The sequence below is a fragment of the Achromobacter marplatensis genome (assembly GCF_049060505.1).
Classification (GTDB): Bacteria; Pseudomonadota; Gammaproteobacteria; order Burkholderiales; family Burkholderiaceae_B; genus Achromobacter; species Achromobacter marplatensis_A.
Window position 1 is genome coordinate 24,213 of record NZ_JBMGRB010000009.1, and the last position, 16,576, is coordinate 40,788.

Sequence of the window (16,576 nt, forward strand, 5' to 3'; positions counted from 1 at the left end):
GCTACTGGCGGTCAGGCAAGGCTGTGGTCCGGCGGCCGTGGTCTGGCCTTAGTTCGCCGTGATGCCCGCACGCTTGATGATCGGCGTCCAGCGCGCGTCTTCCGACGCCAGATAGCGCGTGAATTCCTCGGGCGTACTGCCGCGCGCCTCGGCGCCCAGCTCATCAAAACGCTGAATAATCGTCGGCTGCGCCAGAATCTTCGTCAGCGCTTCGCTCAAGCGCTTCTGCACATCCGGCGGCGTGCCCTTGGGCGCAAGCAGGCCCGTAAACGTGGCCGCCTCCATGCCCTGCACACCCGCTTCCGCGAACGTCGGCACGTCTGGCATCGACGGCACGCGCTTGGCCGTCGTCACCGCCAACGCGCGCAAGCGGCCATCCTTCACATACGGCAGCGCCACCGAAATCTGATCAAAGTTGAAATCGACTTGCCCGCCCAACAGATCGGTTGTGGCCGGCGCGTTGCCCTTGTATTGCGCCGTCGTCCAACGCGCGCCCGTCAACGACTGCAACAGCTCGCTGACCAGATGATTCGTGGTCCCCGCACCCGGAGACGCCATGTTCAGCTTGCCCGGCTCTTTCTTCGCCAGCGCCAGCAATTCAGCCAGCGTCTTCGCCGGCACGCTCGGCTTCACCTGCAACACCAACGGCGTGTACGACACCGAACTGATCGGCGCAAAGTCCCGGTCCCACTTGTACGCATCCCGCTTGAAAATCAGCGGCGAGAACAGCAGCGGCCCGTTCGCCGCCATGAACAAGGTGTAGCCATCGGGCTCGGACCGCGCCACCTGCTCACCGGCAATCATGCCGCCCGCACCCGGCTTGTTCTCGACAATAAACGGCTGCCCAAACGCCGCCTGCAAGCCCGGCGCAATCAGCCGCGCCGCCACATCCACATTGCCGCCCGGCGGATAGGGCACCACGATCTTCACGGGCTTCTCGGGCCACGCGGCGTGCGCCATGGAAGTCAGAACGGTCAGCGCCACCGTGGCGCAGGCGCGAAGCGCATTGCGATGCATGGTTTGTCTCCTGGTCGTGTCATCACGTTTTGTTTGTTGTGTTTGACGACACTCTAGAAATTCCCGCGCCGCTGAACAATCCGAATTTCAAGAAAAGTTCCGGATGTTGGACTCTTTTGGTAGGTTGCTTTGCGGGCGGCTTCTGGCATGACCGCGTTTCACCGCAGAATTACCCTGGGCGCCTATTGCGCACGCGGTTTTATTCATTGTTGAATGTTCAATATCCGGACTACGGAGCCACACCCATCATGCACTTTCCCGCCAGCGACCTGAACCCCGAACAAACCTACCGCCTGATGAGCGGCATCGTCGTGCCACGGCCCATCGCCTGGATCAGCAGCGTCAACGCCCACGGCGGCGTCAACCTGGCGCCGTTCAGTTGCTACACCTTCGTCTCAAACAAACCCCCCATGATCGGCGTCAACATCGGCCGCAAAGCCGGCAAACGCAAAGACACCGCCGAAAACATCCTGGCCAACCGCCACTTCGTCGTCAACGTTGGCGACGAAACCCTGCTTGATCCCCTGCACGACAGCGCCCAAGAACACCCGCCCGAAATCAGCGAAGTCGACGTGCTGGGCTTAAGCGTGCTTCCCGGCGCCGTTATCGACACCCCCAGACTTGCCGCCGCGCCCATCAGTCTGGAATGCCGCTTTCATAGCGTGACCCCGTTTGGCGATACCGGCGCGGAGTTCTTCGTGGGCGAAGTGGTGATGTTCCATATACGCGATGGCCTGCTGCAAGACGGCAAGATCGATACGGCATTACTACGCCCCATCTGCCGCATCGGTGGTCCCAACTACGCATCGCTAGGCCCCATCGTCACCAAGCGCGGTATTCAGCAGACGCCCAAATCCATTATCAAACCGGAGGCCGCGTGAGCGAATCAGAAGATAAAAGCGCATCCGGCGCGCAGACGGTACGCAGGGCCTTGGCTCTGCTGCGGCTGATTGCCTGCGGACAAGAGCGGGGAGTAAGGTTGGTGGATCTGGAACGCATGTCCGGCCTGAATCGGCCCACCGTGCATCGCTTGCTGAAGACGCTGGTGCAAGAGGGCGCGGTTGAACAGGATTCAGAAACGCGACGGTATTTGATCGGGCAAGAGATCAGTTTGCTGGGGCTGGCCAGGACAAGGCGTTTTCCGCTGCTGACGCTGGCGGACCCGTATATGAGCGAGCTGGCCGATCAGGTGGGGGATACGGTGTTTTTGAGTATTCGACATGGGCACGATTCGATATGTATTGGTCGCCGGACGGGCAGGCATCCGATACAGGTGCTGTCGATTGAGGTGGGGGTTAGACGGCCGTTGGGAGTCGGCGTGTCGGGGGTGGCGTTGTTGGCGAGTTTGGGAAGGGAGGAAAGTGTGGAGTTAGTGCGGGGGAATGCGGCCAGGCTGGAGGTGATGGGGGAGCGGGTGGAGGATGTGATTGGGAGGGTGGAGGTGGCAAGGAGGGAGGGGATTGCGCATGCGGCAATGGGGCTGATGCCGGGGACTAGTGCGGTGGCGGTGCCGGTGTTGACGGAGGGAGGCGTGGCGCTGGGGGCGATTACGGTGACGGCGATGGCGGAGAGGTTCGGGGTGGAAAGGTTTGGGATGGTGGTGGAGAGGATGAAGGCGGCGGCGGGGGGGATTGCGGGGAGGTATGCACAGGTCTTGGGTCAGGCGTAAGTCTTTGGCCGGACGCCATCTGTCCGTGAGTTGTGCCGGGCGCTAATAGGAAGTCCGGCCAGGCTCCCAGGCTTCTGCGTCGCCGCTATGGGATTCGCTTCAGATATGCAATGCCATAGCGGCTAATTCTCTCGGCATGGTGAAACTGTGCCGCATTGTTCCGTCCAGCTTGAGCAACGCCTCTCTGTGTCCAACCGCTGCCGGGGAACGCTGCGCCGTATCATTTAGAAAAAAAACGGCATGTGCAGTAATATCAGAAGCGTCTCGGCCCGTGCTCCGGCACTGCGTCCGAAACGAAGTGTGTCCACAGCACGTGTGGCGCGAATTTCCGTCTGCCGGCATTCCAGTGATGTGACCCGCCTCTAGTGCGAAACAGTAAGGCCTTTCCTTGGTTTGTCCTGTCTTCTGTGGTTCTCAATACATGAGGCAAGGAAGGGGGGATGACACCGCACATCTAAAGGGGCGCTGTTGCATAGGCGCTCATCTGTCGGATGTACAAGCAACTTATGCACCGCGCGAGCCTCATCTCGCGCACATATTGGAGCAGCGCATGGAACTGATGGAGAAACTCAGAGGCCTTTCCGAGAAGATTCGGCAGCAAGGTTCCGGAATCAAGACCGAGGAAGCGACAAAGAACGCATTTGTTATGCCGTTCATCCATAACATCTTGGGGTACGACGTATTTGATCCCAATGAGGTGACGCCCGAGTTCATCTCCGATGTAGGCACAAAAAAGGGCGAAAAGGTCGATTACGCAATTCTTCAGAATTCGGAAATCCAGATCTTGATTGAGTGCAAGAAGTTCGGTGATCCGCTCAACATAAATCACGCTTCCCAACTGTTTCGCTATTTTCACGTCACGACAGCACGAGTTTCGGTTCTTACCAATGGGCAGATATATCAGTTCTATACCGATCTTGATGCGCCTAACAAGATGGATCAGAAGCCATTCTTGGAACTTGACCTGCTAGATATCGATGATTACATCGTGCCGGAGTTGAAGAAACTCACTAAAGGTGCGTTTGACCTGGAGTCGGTCATTAGCGCGGCTGGAGAACTCAAGTATTTGAGCCAGATCAAGAAGGTCGTGGCCAATCAATTCGTAGCGCCAGAAGAGGATTTTGTGAAGTTATTCGCTTCGCGAGTGTACGAGGGCGTAATTACACAACGCGTTCGAGACCAATTCTCTTCGTTGGCGAAACGCGCTTTAAGTCAATTCTTGAACGATCAAATCAATGAACGGCTGAAGTCTGCCATGAGTAGCAATGCGGTTGCTTCCGTAGTGGCAGATACACCAGAAGCGGAAAATGTGGAAAATAAGGCGGACGATTCAATCACCACGACACTCGAGGAGATTGAGGGATACCACGTTGTCAAAGCAATCGTCAGAGCTGTCGTCGATGTCAAGCGCGTCGTTCAACGCGACACCCAGAGTTATATGGGAATACTGTTGGATGACAACAATAGAAAGCCTATATGTCGTCTTCATTTCAACCGTGCCCAGAAGTACGTCGGAATATTCGACGAGAATAAATCCGAAACCCGGCATCCCATCTCGTCAATAGACGAAATATATGGCTTTTCAGACGCGCTGAAGAAGACAGTGGGATTCTATGCGGCCGATGCTGCAACTTGACGCATCTGGCCGTGGCAGAGAGGGCGACAATAAAGCTCTCAGATCGCAATAATGGTGTCAGCCTGAGAGATAGCGGCGGATAGCTGGTGAAATTGCCGGTTGATACCTATATCTCCGCTGTTTAACTTGTGGCCTGCTAGGTTTGATGGTTTGTGCGGGCTAGCGCTTGAGCCATGAAGTTGCTCGATTGGGATTCGATAAATTTAATAATGCGCTATGAATATCGATAAAATATCTAAAACAACGATAGTTTTCTTAATATTTTCCGTTGCACTGGCTGTGATTTCTATCTCTTTGATGATGTGGTCCAGCTATAAAGCCAACCAGCCTCTTATGATTTACGGTCGAGAGTTTGGTTTTGGTACAAATGAGCTAAAAAAAAGAACAGAAGATTTGCTGCAGTGTCGTTCAACTTCGGAAAACGCTGCAAGTGATTTTCACGATACCTTGGAATGGTTCAAGGCGGAGAATTCCAGGTTGAAGGCAGAAAATTCTAAATGGACTGCTGAGTATCAAGCGCGCGCGAGAAGAGATGCTGAGATGTGGTATCCGGTTAGTGATATAGATTTCGTGGAAGAGGGGGCTTTTACGACATCGGATGGTAAAGAAATGGGCAAGGGGGCGTGGAAAAGTAGTAGCAAAGATTTGACGCTCAAGTTGCTCTCATCTTGGGTTGGTGAGGTTGTATTGGAAACTAATCTGAATCCCCCATCGGATAGGATTCGGCTTGATAAGAATGCGATGATTATAAATGCTAATGTTTGGCAATATAGAGTTTACTTGTTATCTTCCTACAGCGACAGAGCTAGTGTTAGGGTCGAAAGAAGGGAGAAATAATTTTGTTGGTTAGTTCAGAAATAAGGTGTCAGCCAGGACTACTTGGATTTTATGGACAGTTTGGTTAAGGAACTGCCGCCTCAATCTGAGCCGGGGTTCAATAGCCAAGCCCCTGATGGATTCGCCGGTTGTTGTAGAAGACATCGATGTAGTCAAAGATCGTCAGCCATGCGTAGCCTTGCTGTGGCGAATAAGGTGTTGGACTCATGCCCCCGAGTTGAACAGGGCATCAGAGTTGCAAGTCGTAGTTCTGGATCCTGTCATAGGCAGGGAGATAAGGTGTCAATCTGCAACTTCGATCGAGTCATGCCCGGGGTTGACCCGGGAATCGGAATTGGAAGCCGTAGTTCCCGAGTCTGTATCGAGCAGCGTAACTGTTGCCATTATTAATTATTGCATTCAAACAAAAATGAGCCGAGTAACCGTAGACGACCTCCCTGACCCAGACGATTCACGAGCGGTGTTCGCCTTTGCAATGTCCTTCAGTGGCTATGAATATTTCGGCTCGTTTTCCGCTTCTATGAAAGCGGCAAAACACCGCACGCTCGCGACATTGCTTGATGTTCGGAATGAGCTTTTCGCTTCGGCTCGTGCGTCTCGGCATGCGGGAACTGAGGATTTCTTAGACTTGTACCGCGAGTTGCTCCCCTTATTGCATGAATTAACCGGGCCGGATGCATAAGTCTGTTGTTAGCGGAGGTTGCTGGAAACGTTAATCACGTGGCGCCGCAATCATTCCGAAGTAGGCCGAATTAAGGTGTTTTACTCAAATTTGACCTGGTCCACTGCGGTGTTCAAGTTTATTCCGTCTGACACCTTTATTTGGAGCGACGGCCTCAGGCTGTAGCCGGTCACTCGATTATCGAAGGAAAATCCTCCTTGGTCGGAAAGGAATTGTCTTGCACAACGGGAGCCTTGTAGACTGAAGCAACATTCTGTTTCGAACAGCCTGAGGGCCCTATAGGAGGACTGAGCCGGTGATTAATCAGATAGACATAGCAAGCTTTGGTAGCTTCCAAGGTCTGGAGTGGAAAAAGACCGTTCGGGACAGCGGCAAAAACGTCAAGCTTTTCCAGCGTCTGAACATCCTCTATGGACGCAACTACTCTGGCAAGACGACTCTCTCTCGTGTTTTTCGTGCGCTGGAAACGCGCAAGCTCCCCCTGAACTATATTGGCTCGTGCTTTACCGTGACTGGTGGGAAAGGTGCGGTCACCGATGCTGACCTGCTGACGCACAACTATGACGTGCGGGTCTACAACCGCGACTTCGTGACCGACAATCTGAGCTTCCTGGTCAATCAGGAGATCGGAGGCGTTATCAAGACCTTCGCCATCGTCGGTGAGCAGAACAAGGAGATTGACGACGCCATTGCTGCCATCGAGGCCAAGCTTGGTAGTGTGGAGGGCAAGGCTGGACTGCGCTTTGACCTGGAGGCCAAGAAGAGAGAGCGCGATCGCACCAAGACAGCCCACAGCACGGCTTTGAACGGCTTGGAACAGAAGCTGCGCTCACATGCTGCTGAGAAGATCAAGAAGAATCCCCTGTACCGCGTGCCCGTCTACACCATCGACCACATCAAGCGCGACATTGCTTTCACCAGTAAGCCCGGCTTCATCGCCCTGTCCCCTGAGGAACAAGCAAGCAAGCTCATCTTGCTCAAGCAGGAGGCCCTACCTGACATCGAAGGCTCTCTGGCCATCACCCTCAAGCTGGAGTCGCTGAAGGCCACTGCTGAACCTCTTCTGTCCAAGGCGATAACGCCTACCAAAGCGATTGAAGAGCTGCTCAAGGACAGCGCTTTGCAGCTTTGGGTCAAGCAAGGTATCGGACACCACCGAGACAAACGGGACTCCTGTGCTTTCTGCCGACAGGACTTGCCGCACGACATTTGGCAGGTGCTGGACGAGCACTTCAGCAAAGAGTCGGGCGACCTGGAAACCGCCTTGGATGCTGCTATAGCGTCGGTCACGGACGAGATCAAGTCGATTGCAGGGCTCAATACCTTTACAGGTGCTCAGTTTTATGCGGATGAGCGTACCGCGTTTGAAGCGAGCAGCAAGGCACTGTCGGAAGCACTTGGTGTCTACAAAAAGGACTTGGAATTCCTGAAGCAGTCGCTTGAGACTCGCAAGAACAACCTGTTCCAGCTCGTGCTTCTGAAGCCCTCTTCCCATGACGCCAAAGAGATCGAGAAGCATGTTCAGGACATCAATGCGCTGATCGTCACGAGCAACGGCAAGACGAGGACCCTGGAAAAAGACAAGACTGCTGCCATAGATGCACTTCGCCTGGCTGACGTGTTCGCGTTTGCTGATGCGATCACCTATGACAAGGAGGTTGCCCGCATAGCTACCCTCAAGACCGGCGCCGACACGGCAGGCACGGCCCATACGGAAGCGGAAAAAGAGATCCGTGACGCGGAAGCAGAAGTCCAAAATTTGAGAGCCAAGCAAAAGGATGAGCGGAAAGGGGCCGAGCGAGTCAACTCTCTGCTCAACAACTTCTTCGGCCATGACGGTATCAAGCTTGAAGCGCGCGACGGCGCAGACAAAACCACGGTCAAGTTTGAAATCACGCGAAACGGCAAGGCCGCGTACAACCTCAGCGAAGGCGAGTGCAGCCTGATTGCCTTCTGCTATTTCATTGCCAAGCTAGAAGACCCTGAGAGCAAAGGCAAAGAACTGATTATCTACATTGATGATCCAATTTCTAGCCTAGACGGAAACCATATCTTCTTCATGTTCAGCTTGATTGAGAGCTTGATTGCCAAGCCGATCAAGAATGCTGACGGTTCAAACGCCTACCGCTACAAGCAGCTTTTTATCTCCACCCATAATCTGGACTTCCTGAAGTACCTCAAGCGCCTGTCCATTCCGAAGAAGAAAATCCCTGCTGGTGAAGGCAAGACGAAAAGTGCCGATGACCACGAGCATTTCATGATCGAGCGCAACGGCGCTTCAAGCAACATCTTGCTCATGCCGTCTTATCTCAAAGATTACATAACTGAGTTTCACTACCTCTTCCATCAAATCTACAAGTGCAGAGATCAAGCTGCCGCAGCAGATAGCCATGAGCCATTTTTCGGCTTTGGCAACAACCTGCGAAAATTTCTAGAAGCCTTTTTGTTCTTCAAGTACCCCTATCATGATGATAGAAACGACGCCTTTGAACGGATCAAGAAATTCTTTGGGGAAGAGGAAGATACAGCAGTTGCACTGGTCAATCGGCTTAACAACGAGTTTTCGCACCTGGAGGCCGTCCCAGATAGAGGCTTTAAGCCCGTGGAAATTCCTGAGATCGCCAAGGTAGCTAACTATGTCTTGGACAAGATTTACGCTGCCGACAAGGTGCAATATAACGCTCTGTTGAAGAGCATTGGAGAGCCTGAGCGAGTGGGCTGAAGGATCGCTCCCAATGTTCGATTGGGGAGGGAAGCCGCCACATGAATCAATCCATGCCGAATGGCCGTGACGGGTCGGAGAGCGCCCCTCCGTAGGAGCACACTGAATCTCCCTTTACTCAAAAGGAGATTGTCATGGAATCCGCGAATGCCGCCGTTGACCGTCATGTACATCGCATGTCTCCTAAATCTAGTTATGCGTGCGTGGGAGTCCAGCAAGTGTTTAAAGATTCAGATCGTGACTTCATGGCGAAAAACATGAAAATAGTTGTTGAGTCTATTGAATCGAAACTGAATGAGCCGTTCTTTGCCGAGTTCAAGGAGATAGCGACGTCCTCAATTTCCAAGTATATCGAAGCAATTAAGGATTTTGAGGCATCGGGACAGCATCGAGATTTGATGTACGCAATAGATAATCAAGCGGAAGAGGCGATACGTGCGCACTTCTGTGAGATTGTTGATGGGATATCCAATGACGATGCAATTCAAGTTCTCGACGCCTTGCGATATTCATTTTCATGTTATGCGTACAATGGGCTTCATCAACTTTATACTCGCCAGCAAAATGAATCTTGGCACCCAAAAGTAGTGCTCACAGAAATCTTAGAGCCCAATGATATTGAATCGCTACCAAATATTTTGGCCCTATATCGAGGATGCGATATAGGGGAGCTTGAAAATTACTCCTTCGGGCAAGCGTGGACTACGTCGTTAGAGTGCGCTAGAGAATTCGCGTACGTGCACTACAGAGACCAAGAGTGGTTTGATGAAAGTAGAAGAATCGTATTGGAAACTAGATACGCTAAAACTCATGTTTTGTTTTCGGATCAATCAACTGAGTTTGAGGTGGTGATTGATGCCGGAAAGTTGGGTGTCGTGCGCAAACACTCATAAAAATTCGTTCAAGCCGACCAGCCTTCGGCGGTCGGCTTAGCTTATTCGTCAGTAATTTGGTTGTCTGCTTTGGGTCGAATGTGGCCAGAAGCAGTCTGCTAAATTTTTCGGATCATGCCAATAATGCATTGCGCAATTCAACAGCCCAGCTTACGGTCATCACGAGGGGGATAGATCCATGAACCAGACTGAAAAAGCCAAGCATAATATTATCGAATCCATTGTTAAAAAAACAGCAGACCTCGGTACCAAACTGGCCTTAAGTTTCGTACCTGGTGCCTCAATTGCCTATGAGGTTGCCAAATTAGGTGTCAGTCAGGCCACGGCATTTGTTCAACAAAAACAAGAGGAAAGAATCACCCAGTTCCATGAAATGTTGCTCAAGCCGGATGAGAAATGGGATGATGCTCTTGCAGATGCCTGCATAGAAGCAGTTGACTATCATTTATTACTTTCCGCATGCGTGCAGGATCTGGAGGATGAAAAAACAGAGCTATATGCAGAATTAGCAAAAAACGCGGCGGCGAAAAACATCACCCCAGTCAATATTCGATTCTTTACTCTCTCGCTTCAACAGCTTTCCTTTTCCGATCTGGAGGAAATGAGGATAGCCTATGTCTCAGAGCATTTTTCTCTTATGGACAGTACCGGTTCGGGAAACCACAAGAAGAATCTTGCCGCCGAAAATGCCAATGATATACAGGCACACGGAAGGCGATTGATGGATCTGCGTGGTTTTCTTCAGGAAAATACTCTAAATGAGTTTGGCGAGTTGTTCATACAATCATGTTACCCATCTGCCAAGCTTACGCCTAGGACCATTGGGATGCGAGAGTGGCTTAACCCTCAATCGCCGTTAATGACCGTGTGTTATGAAATGGAAGATACTGAGACCGTCAATTTCTGCGTCCACCTTAGCGAAAAGCTAAGGGATGGAGGGGTAAAAATCGGCCCGATTGTCGCCATTACGGATAATCGCTCGTTTATCACCCCTACTGTCAGCCTATTTGTCATTAAATCCAAGCCTGAACAGATACTAAAAAATCAACCGTATCTGCAAAGAATTTTAAATAATACATGCATCGCAATCTTCCTGCGGGAAGATTATCCGAAGGAACTGGAAGGTATAAAAAGTCACTTCAAAAAAATCATCACAGTGGCCGGGAAGGGTAGTCGAGAGGCTGCTGAAATAGTTGCTGAGCAACTGCTTCTAAAAGAACAATTGACGACTGGCTGAAGATGCCTCAGTCATACGGCGTGCGTAGCCTCCCACCATCGACCTTAAACACTGAATGCTGTTATGGGTCGCAAGCCGACTAATGGACAGTGTTTTCTGCGCTTGCTGACATGACTGCGCTATTGCGTCGGAGTTCCTGCTCCGGAAAATAATGGATCTACCGGCGATTCATCCATTGAGCTTGCCGCTAGATCAGCGATCTGATCGCACAGGCTCTCCACTCCGCCAAGCAAATTCGACACCACCCAAGCATCCAACGGCCTCGCACCCGTAGCTCCAGGCTCATTCGCGCTATTCCCCACAATCCTCGCAATAGCCCAAATCCCCAAGCAAGCCCGCTCGATCTTCCGCAAATCATCAAACCGCACAACGCCAAACTCGGGATCATCCGGCAAGGCCCAACGGTCATAGGTAAAAGGGTGGTCGCTCATCTCGGCGCTCCGGTGTAATTGACGCAATGAAAGAAAGGAGGCCGCCATTGCAGCGGCCACTTGTTCTGTCTTTCCGGCTGTCAACCCGGGCGATCCTTTGGACCACGGGGCGAGTATGCCCCGTTAGGCGACGGACACCATGCGGTTCCGTGCCAAATTGCTCACGCTTTCTCTAAGGCAAGCGCAATCGCAGACTACTGATCAGGGATGTATCAGCAGTCCACCACCAGCTAAAGCTATCTCTGGTTCATGCCAATCAGCCAAGCAGATACCTACCCAGCTACGGCCGCCGAAGCCACCGGCACAAAAAACCGATCCTTCAACTCCTGCAACCCAATCCTCTCCAACATCTCCGTCAGCCTCTCCGCAGGCTTCCGAGTCGGCAGATTCTTATACTGCGCCACGATCAGCTCATTCTTCATCGAATGCTCCCACCCGACCAGTTCCGTCACGCTAACCTGATACCCATGCGCTTCAAGCTGCAAGCACCGCAGCACATTCGTAATCTGGCTTCCAAACTCCCGCGTATGCAACGGATGCCGCCAGATCTCTGCCAGCGGATCAGCCAGCGCCTTGCCTTTATTCTTCCTTAGCACCGAAGCCACTTCCGCCTGGCAGCAAGGCACAACGACGATGTACTTCGCCTTCTTCTCCAACGCAAAGTGAATCGCGTCATCGGTGGCGGTATTACAAGCGTGCAACGCAGTGACCACATCAATCGTCGCCGGCAACTTATCCGACGTAATCGACTCTGCCACAGAGAGATTCAAGAACGACATCCCGCCAAACCCGAGCCGCTTCGCCAGTTCCTCTGACGACTTCACCAGTTCTTCCCGAGTCTCGATCCCATAAATATGGGACCCATTCCCGACGGCGTCTTTCTGTTCCTTGAAGAACAGGTCATACAGAATGAACCCCAGATACGATTTGCCGGCCCCGTGATCCGCGAGCGTGACGGCGCCGCGTTCTTGTTGGACGTCTTTCAGCAGCGGCTCGATGAACTGAAACAGGTGATAGACCTGCTTAAGCTTACGGCGGCTGTCCTGGTTCATCTTCCCGTCGCGGGTAAGAATATGCAGGGCTTTTAGCAGTTCGATCGACTGGCCGGGGCGGATGTCGTGGGTTTTTTCTGACATGGGGGAAGGCAAAGCGCCCCGCACGGGGCGGGGCGCGTAGTGGCGCGGAAAGCGTCAGTTTAACGAAAACGCTGACGTGGCCGCAGGGCGGCGGGGAAGCGGGTCTTAGCCTACGGTGGCAAAAACCGGTTCGCCCAGGTTCAGCATCAAACGATTTGCCCAGGCGAAGATGGCGTCCGAGTGCAGCAGGTCCAGCACTTCGCCTTCGCTCAAGCCCGCATCCTTCAATGCCTGGATGCTGTTGGCGTTGACGTCGGCCTGGGCTTCGGTGATCTGGATCGAGAACTGGGCAATCGCCAGTTCACGCGCCGTGGTGCCGGCGGTGTAGGGGTCTTCGAACACTTGCGCGATCACTTCATTACGCTTGGCCAGTTGTTCAAAGCGCTGCGCGTGGACGGATGCGCAGTACACGCAGCCGTTTACGCGGGACACCACCGTCGAACCCAGTTCGCGTTCGGCGCGCGACAGGCCGCCTGGGGCGTACATGATGGCGTTGAAGGCGGTGGAGCGCTGGCGCAGGATTTCCGGTTGGTGGACCAGGAACAGGTAGTAGTCCGAGACCTTGGCCTTGGGGTGGCTTTCTTCCAGGACGGCGATTTGTTCCGGGGTGGCGGTGTCGACGTTGACGACGTCGAGCCATGCCTTCCACTCCAGCACTTCGTTGGTGAAGCCGTGGGCCTTGATGACGGCGCCGGGTTCGGTGGCGGCGGTGTTGGGGTCGAAGGGCGCGGGCGGGACGGCGGCGGCGCGGGGGGCTTGGCCTTCCAGGTCTTTCATCGCGGCCAGGCCCGCGACCAGGCGGGTCTGGTACGACAGGAAGGCGATCAGTTGCGACAGGGTGACGACCGCGGGCGTGGAGACGCCTGCCGCGGGCAGGGTCTTCAGGGCGGCTTCGTCGCCTTCGACGGGGTTTTCGATCAGCTTGCGCGTGAATTCCAGCACGGCAGCCAGGCGCGGGGTGGAGGCGTCTGACGGCTTGCCGGATTCTGCGACGGCGATGTCGGCGGGGGCTGCGTCAGTTTCCGCCAGGCGGGCGCGGTAGTGCGAGGCCAGCAGCGGCGACGGGCTGATGCGGGTGGCGTACAGCGCGACCAGCAGGCGTTCGGCCAGCGACAAGCCGGGCAGTGCCGGGTCGAACAGGGCGTCGTAGCTGCCTTGCGTGGCGGCGGCGACTTTCTCGCGTTGGTGACGGACTTCAAAAGTTTTGCTGCCGGGGGTCAGGCCGACGAGCTTGTCGACCAGATCATTGACGGCGTCATAGACGATGGGTTGTTGTGCCATGGGGATGTTCTCCTTGGTGTCTGATCAGCCGGCGTTGCCGGAAGTGCTTGCCGAAGGGGCAGGAGCCGAAGCCGAAGCCGCCCGCGCCTTCACTGCCGCGTCCAAAAACTTCTTCACGCCTTCCCACGATTCCTGGTCGGCGCGTGCGTTGTCTTTCGGATTCCCGCCGCTGGTGCTGATCTTGCCCGACACGGGGTGGGCGTAGACGAGCTGGGTGGTGGGCACGTACGGGAACAGGATCGAGTGGCCGCCGTTCTCGTAGTCGAGCCATTCGACGGGGTAGGGGTGTTTCACGTCGACCAGCTTGTCCTGCACCATCTTCGAGTACAGGCTCGACGGCCACGAGCCATCGTCGGTGGCCGACAGCAGCATGACCGGGCCTTCGATGTCTTCCACGCGAATACGGGCGCGGGCGACGGCGTCGGGGTCTTGCAGCGCGGTCAGGATGGCTTTTTCGTGACGGTGCGGCGATGGGCCTTCGTCAAACGGCGCCCAGGTGGCGGTGCGGTTGTTTTCCCAGACGTGGGGGATGGGCTTGCCGCCCAGCAGCCAGGTCGGGCCTTCGCGGCCGATCTTGGGGTCGCAGGCGTTCTGGCCGCTGTGGACGACGGCGCCGGGTACGTAGGCGACGACGGCGGACACTTCCTTGGGGAAGGTTGCGCCCAGCAGCAGCACCAGTTCACCGCCGCGCGATTGGCCGCTGATGGCGACGAAGTCATGCTTGGGTTGAACCTTTTTGCGCAGCCAACGCAGGCCGGTCTGGAAGTATTCCAGCGGTGTGTTCGAGATGTAGTCGGACAGGCCGGGTGCTTTGAAGTACGCCAGCGCAAAGGCGGCGTAGCCGCGCGAAGCGTACAGCGCTGCGCGCGGTTCGTTGATGCCGCCGCCCGAGCCGTTCAGGATCATGACGGCGGGGTGCGAACCGGGCTTGCTGCCTGCCGGCAGGTACAGCGTGCCGACCAAGCCTTCTTCGCGGACCTCGTGGCGCGTGACGCCATCCAGCGCCAAGCGCTGCGTGAGCGTGGCTTGGGCCTGCATGCCGCCTTCAGCACCACCCACACGCGCAACCACATCGGTGACCAACGCATCGGTCACCGGGTGGTTGAAGTGTTCGCGGCTGGGCGAGTCCACCGGGGCTTGCGACCAGATCAGGCCCATGGGCGACAAGCCGGTGTAGTCGCCCGAGACGGGCGCGTCGCGGGTCAGGTCGACGGCGCCGTCTTCGCCCGCCGTGTAGGCGGCCTGGGCTTGCCACAGCACGCCGCTGCGGCGGGTCCGCGCGGTGATTTCCACCGTTTGGCCGGGTGCCACGTTTTCCACCCGGATCTGGCGCGGCACGTCGATCAAGGCGTCCGCGGGGGTGATGGTCAGGGTCGGCGCCATGGCTTATTTACCGGCAGCGGCGGCGGGTTCTTTGGTGACCATCATGGCGGCCGTGCGGTCGCTGGTCATCGGCGTCACCTTCAAGCCCTTCTTGGTGGCCCAGATGTTCTTGTAGTGGAACAGCGGGATGATGCCGACGTCGTCCGACACCAGCTTGACCGAGTCGCGCAGGATGGCTTCACGCTTGGCCACATCGAATTCCGACGTGGACTGTTCCAGCGCGGCGTCCACCTTGGGGTTGGTGTAGTGGCCCCAGTTGGAGGCGCCCAGGCCCTTCTTGGCGTCAACCGTCGCCAGGATGTTGACCAGCGCGTAGCTGGCTTCGCCCGTGCCGTTGCCCCACGCCAGCATGCTGACGGCGAATTCGTTCTTGTTTGCGCGGCCCGAATACACGGCCCATGGCACCACTTCCACCTGGGTCTTCACGCCGACGCGGGTCCAGAACTGTGCCACGGCCTGGGCCGTTTCCGGGCCTTGCGGGTAGCGGTCGTTGGGCACGTGCATGGTCAGCTTGAAGCCGTCGGGAAAGCCCGCTTCAGCCAGCAGCTTCTTGGCTTGCGCGACGTCGTTGGGGATGTCTTTCACGTCGGGGTTGTAGCCGAAGGTGCCCTTGGGCATCCACTGGTTGGCTTCGGTGGCCGCGCCTTGCAGGATGCGGTCGGAAATGGCCTTGCGGTTGATGGCCAGGTTCAGCGCTTGACGCACGCGCAGGTCCAGCAGTGGGTTCTTGTCCAGCGGCTTGCCGTTGTTGTCGGTGATGTACTGATTGGGTGCGGGGTTGAAGCTGGGTTGCAGGATCATGACGCGCAGGCCGTCGTACGGGTACACCGCGATGTTCGGGGCCTTTTGCAGCTTGGCCAGGTCCGACACCGACACCTTGTCGATCACGTCCACGTCACCGGCCAACAGCGCAGCGGTGCGCGAGGCGGCGTTGTTGATGTAGCGGTAATTGACCTTGTCCCAGGTGGCCTTGTCGCCCCAGTAGCCGTCGTTGCGTTCCATGATGACGCGGTCGCCCGGCGTGTAGGACACGAACTTGTACGGGCCGGTGCCGACCATGGCCTTGCCCGAGTTGTAGTCTTCGGTGGTGGACTTTTCACCGACGTGCTTGCTGACGACGTGTACGGATGCCAGGTTCAGCGGCAGGTCGGGGTTGGGCGCCTTGGTCTTGACGATGAGGGTCAGCGGGTCCTTGGCGGTCATCGTGTCGATGGTGCGCAGGTAGCCGGCGTAGGTGGCCACGCTGCCGGGCACGGCGCGCGCGCGGGTGTAGGAATAGATCAGGTCGTCGGCGGTAAACGGCGTGCCGTCTTGCCACTTGACGCCTTCACGCAGCTTGAATTCCCAGGTGGTGGGGTCCAGCGGCTTCCAGCTGACGGCCAGGCCGGGTTGAAGCTTGTTCCACTTGTTTTCGATCAGCAGGTCCCAGAAGTGCAGGGCCACCGAGCGGTCGCCGGCGTGGTTGTTCAGCTGCGGGTCCAGGGACGACAGCGGGTCGGCAAAACCGATCGACAGGTTGTCGGCCGACGCGGCGGCAGAGGCGCCAAGGATGGCGGCGGTCAGGGTCGAAAGAATCAAGCGTTTCATGTTCGGGGTCCTTGGTAGGGGGGGAACGAGTTAAGTGTTCCGAAGGCTGCGTTGTCATTCAGGCC

14 protein-coding genes are annotated in these 16,576 nt (G+C 55.8%); 8 read left to right on the forward strand and 6 right to left on the reverse strand.

Going from position 1 to position 16,576, the window contains the following annotated elements; translation table 11 throughout:
* Positions 1-48: 48 nt before the first annotated feature.
* Positions 49-1,017 (reverse strand): Bug family tripartite tricarboxylate transporter substrate binding protein, encoded by a 969-nt coding sequence (locus ACI0FO_RS21340; RefSeq protein ID WP_416029911.1) that lies wholly within the window; start codon positions 1,015-1,017, stop codon positions 49-51.
* Between the two features lie 248 nt (positions 1,018-1,265).
* Here ACI0FO_RS21340 and ACI0FO_RS21345 point away from each other — a divergent pair, with 248 nt between their 5' ends.
* The 8 genes from ACI0FO_RS21345 to ACI0FO_RS21380 all read left to right on the forward strand — a co-directional run bounded on the left by ACI0FO_RS21345 (position 1,266) and on the right by ACI0FO_RS21380 (position 10,693).
* Positions 1,266-1,898: a flavin reductase family protein gene (locus ACI0FO_RS21345; RefSeq protein WP_313462423.1), complete on the forward strand. Its 633-nt coding sequence runs from the start codon at positions 1,266-1,268 to the stop codon at positions 1,896-1,898.
* Positions 1,895-2,686 (forward strand): IclR family transcriptional regulator, encoded by a 792-nt coding sequence (locus ACI0FO_RS21350; RefSeq protein WP_416029913.1) that lies wholly within the window; start codon positions 1,895-1,897, stop codon positions 2,684-2,686. The genes ACI0FO_RS21345 and ACI0FO_RS21350 overlap by 4 nt, the downstream gene beginning before the upstream one ends.
* Before the next feature lie 550 nt (positions 2,687-3,236).
* Entirely contained in the window at positions 3,237-4,322 is a 1,086-nt protein-coding gene (locus ACI0FO_RS21355) for a type I restriction endonuclease (RefSeq protein ID WP_416029915.1), read from the forward strand.
* 216 nt (positions 4,323-4,538) lie between these two features.
* Positions 4,539-5,159, forward strand: a complete 621-nt coding sequence (locus ACI0FO_RS21360) for a hypothetical protein (RefSeq protein ID WP_416029917.1) — start codon at positions 4,539-4,541, stop codon at positions 5,157-5,159.
* Between the two features lie 334 nt (positions 5,160-5,493).
* Positions 5,494-5,841 carry a hypothetical protein gene (locus tag ACI0FO_RS21365; RefSeq protein WP_416029919.1) on the forward strand — a complete coding sequence of 116 codons (348 nt, stop codon included), beginning with the start codon at positions 5,494-5,496 and terminating at the stop codon, positions 5,839-5,841.
* Positions 5,842-6,136: 295 nt separating this feature from the next.
* Positions 6,137-8,563: an AAA family ATPase gene (locus ACI0FO_RS21370; protein WP_416029921.1), complete on the forward strand. Its 2,427-nt coding sequence runs from the start codon at positions 6,137-6,139 to the stop codon at positions 8,561-8,563.
* A gap of 134 nt (positions 8,564-8,697) precedes the next feature.
* Positions 8,698-9,456: a hypothetical protein gene (locus ACI0FO_RS21375; RefSeq protein WP_416029923.1), complete on the forward strand. Its 759-nt coding sequence runs from the start codon at positions 8,698-8,700 to the stop codon at positions 9,454-9,456.
* 178 nt (positions 9,457-9,634) lie between these two features.
* The gene (locus ACI0FO_RS21380) at positions 9,635-10,693 is read left to right on the forward strand and encodes a hypothetical protein (RefSeq protein ID WP_416029925.1); all 1,059 of its coding nucleotides are present in this window, start codon (positions 9,635-9,637) and stop codon (positions 10,691-10,693) included.
* Between the two features lie 119 nt (positions 10,694-10,812).
* Here ACI0FO_RS21380 and ACI0FO_RS21385 read toward each other — a convergent pair whose 3' ends face one another.
* The 5 genes from ACI0FO_RS21385 to ACI0FO_RS21405 all read right to left on the reverse strand — a co-directional run bounded on the left by ACI0FO_RS21385 (position 10,813) and on the right by ACI0FO_RS21405 (position 16,511).
* Positions 10,813-11,124 (reverse strand): hypothetical protein, encoded by a 312-nt coding sequence (locus ACI0FO_RS21385; RefSeq protein ID WP_416029927.1) that lies wholly within the window; start codon positions 11,122-11,124, stop codon positions 10,813-10,815.
* A gap of 272 nt (positions 11,125-11,396) precedes the next feature.
* Positions 11,397-12,260, reverse strand: a complete 864-nt coding sequence (locus ACI0FO_RS21390) for a class I SAM-dependent methyltransferase (RefSeq protein WP_416029929.1) — start codon at positions 12,258-12,260, stop codon at positions 11,397-11,399.
* Between the two features lie 105 nt (positions 12,261-12,365).
* Positions 12,366-13,541 (reverse strand): CMD domain protein, encoded by a 1,176-nt coding sequence (locus ACI0FO_RS21395; protein WP_416029931.1) that lies wholly within the window; start codon positions 13,539-13,541, stop codon positions 12,366-12,368.
* Positions 13,542-13,565: 24 nt separating this feature from the next.
* Positions 13,566-14,924 carry an acyl-CoA thioester hydrolase/BAAT C-terminal domain-containing protein gene (locus ACI0FO_RS21400; RefSeq protein ID WP_416029933.1) on the reverse strand — a complete coding sequence of 453 codons (1,359 nt, stop codon included), beginning with the start codon at positions 14,922-14,924 and terminating at the stop codon, positions 13,566-13,568.
* A 3-nt stretch (positions 14,925-14,927) separates the two neighbouring features.
* Complete coding sequence (locus ACI0FO_RS21405; protein ID WP_219992317.1) at positions 14,928-16,511, reverse strand: ABC transporter substrate-binding protein; 1,584 nt, start codon at positions 16,509-16,511, stop codon at positions 14,928-14,930.
* Between the last annotated feature and the right edge of the window lie 65 nt (positions 16,512-16,576).

Coding starts and splice junctions, on each gene's coding strand:
- ACI0FO_RS21405 (WP_219992317.1), bottom strand. CDS start 16,511: ATGAAACGCTTGATTCTTTCGACCCTGACCGCCGCCATCCTTGGCGCC.
- ACI0FO_RS21380 (WP_416029925.1), top strand. CDS start 9,635: ATGAACCAGACTGAAAAAGCCAAGCATAATATTATCGAATCCATTGTT.
- ACI0FO_RS21375 (WP_416029923.1), top strand. CDS start 8,698: ATGGAATCCGCGAATGCCGCCGTTGACCGTCATGTACATCGCATGTCT.
- ACI0FO_RS21385 (WP_416029927.1), bottom strand. CDS start 11,124: ATGAGCGACCACCCTTTTACCTATGACCGTTGGGCCTTGCCGGATGAT.
- ACI0FO_RS21340 (WP_416029911.1), bottom strand. CDS start 1,017: ATGCATCGCAATGCGCTTCGCGCCTGCGCCACGGTGGCGCTGACCGTT.
- ACI0FO_RS21345 (WP_313462423.1), top strand. CDS start 1,266: ATGCACTTTCCCGCCAGCGACCTGAACCCCGAACAAACCTACCGCCTG.
- ACI0FO_RS21360 (WP_416029917.1), top strand. CDS start 4,539: ATGAATATCGATAAAATATCTAAAACAACGATAGTTTTCTTAATATTT.
- ACI0FO_RS21390 (WP_416029929.1), bottom strand. CDS start 12,260: ATGTCAGAAAAAACCCACGACATCCGCCCCGGCCAGTCGATCGAACTG.
- ACI0FO_RS21355 (WP_416029915.1), top strand. CDS start 3,237: ATGGAACTGATGGAGAAACTCAGAGGCCTTTCCGAGAAGATTCGGCAG.
- ACI0FO_RS21395 (WP_416029931.1), bottom strand. CDS start 13,541: ATGGCACAACAACCCATCGTCTATGACGCCGTCAATGATCTGGTCGAC.
- ACI0FO_RS21400 (WP_416029933.1), bottom strand. CDS start 14,924: ATGGCGCCGACCCTGACCATCACCCCCGCGGACGCCTTGATCGACGTG.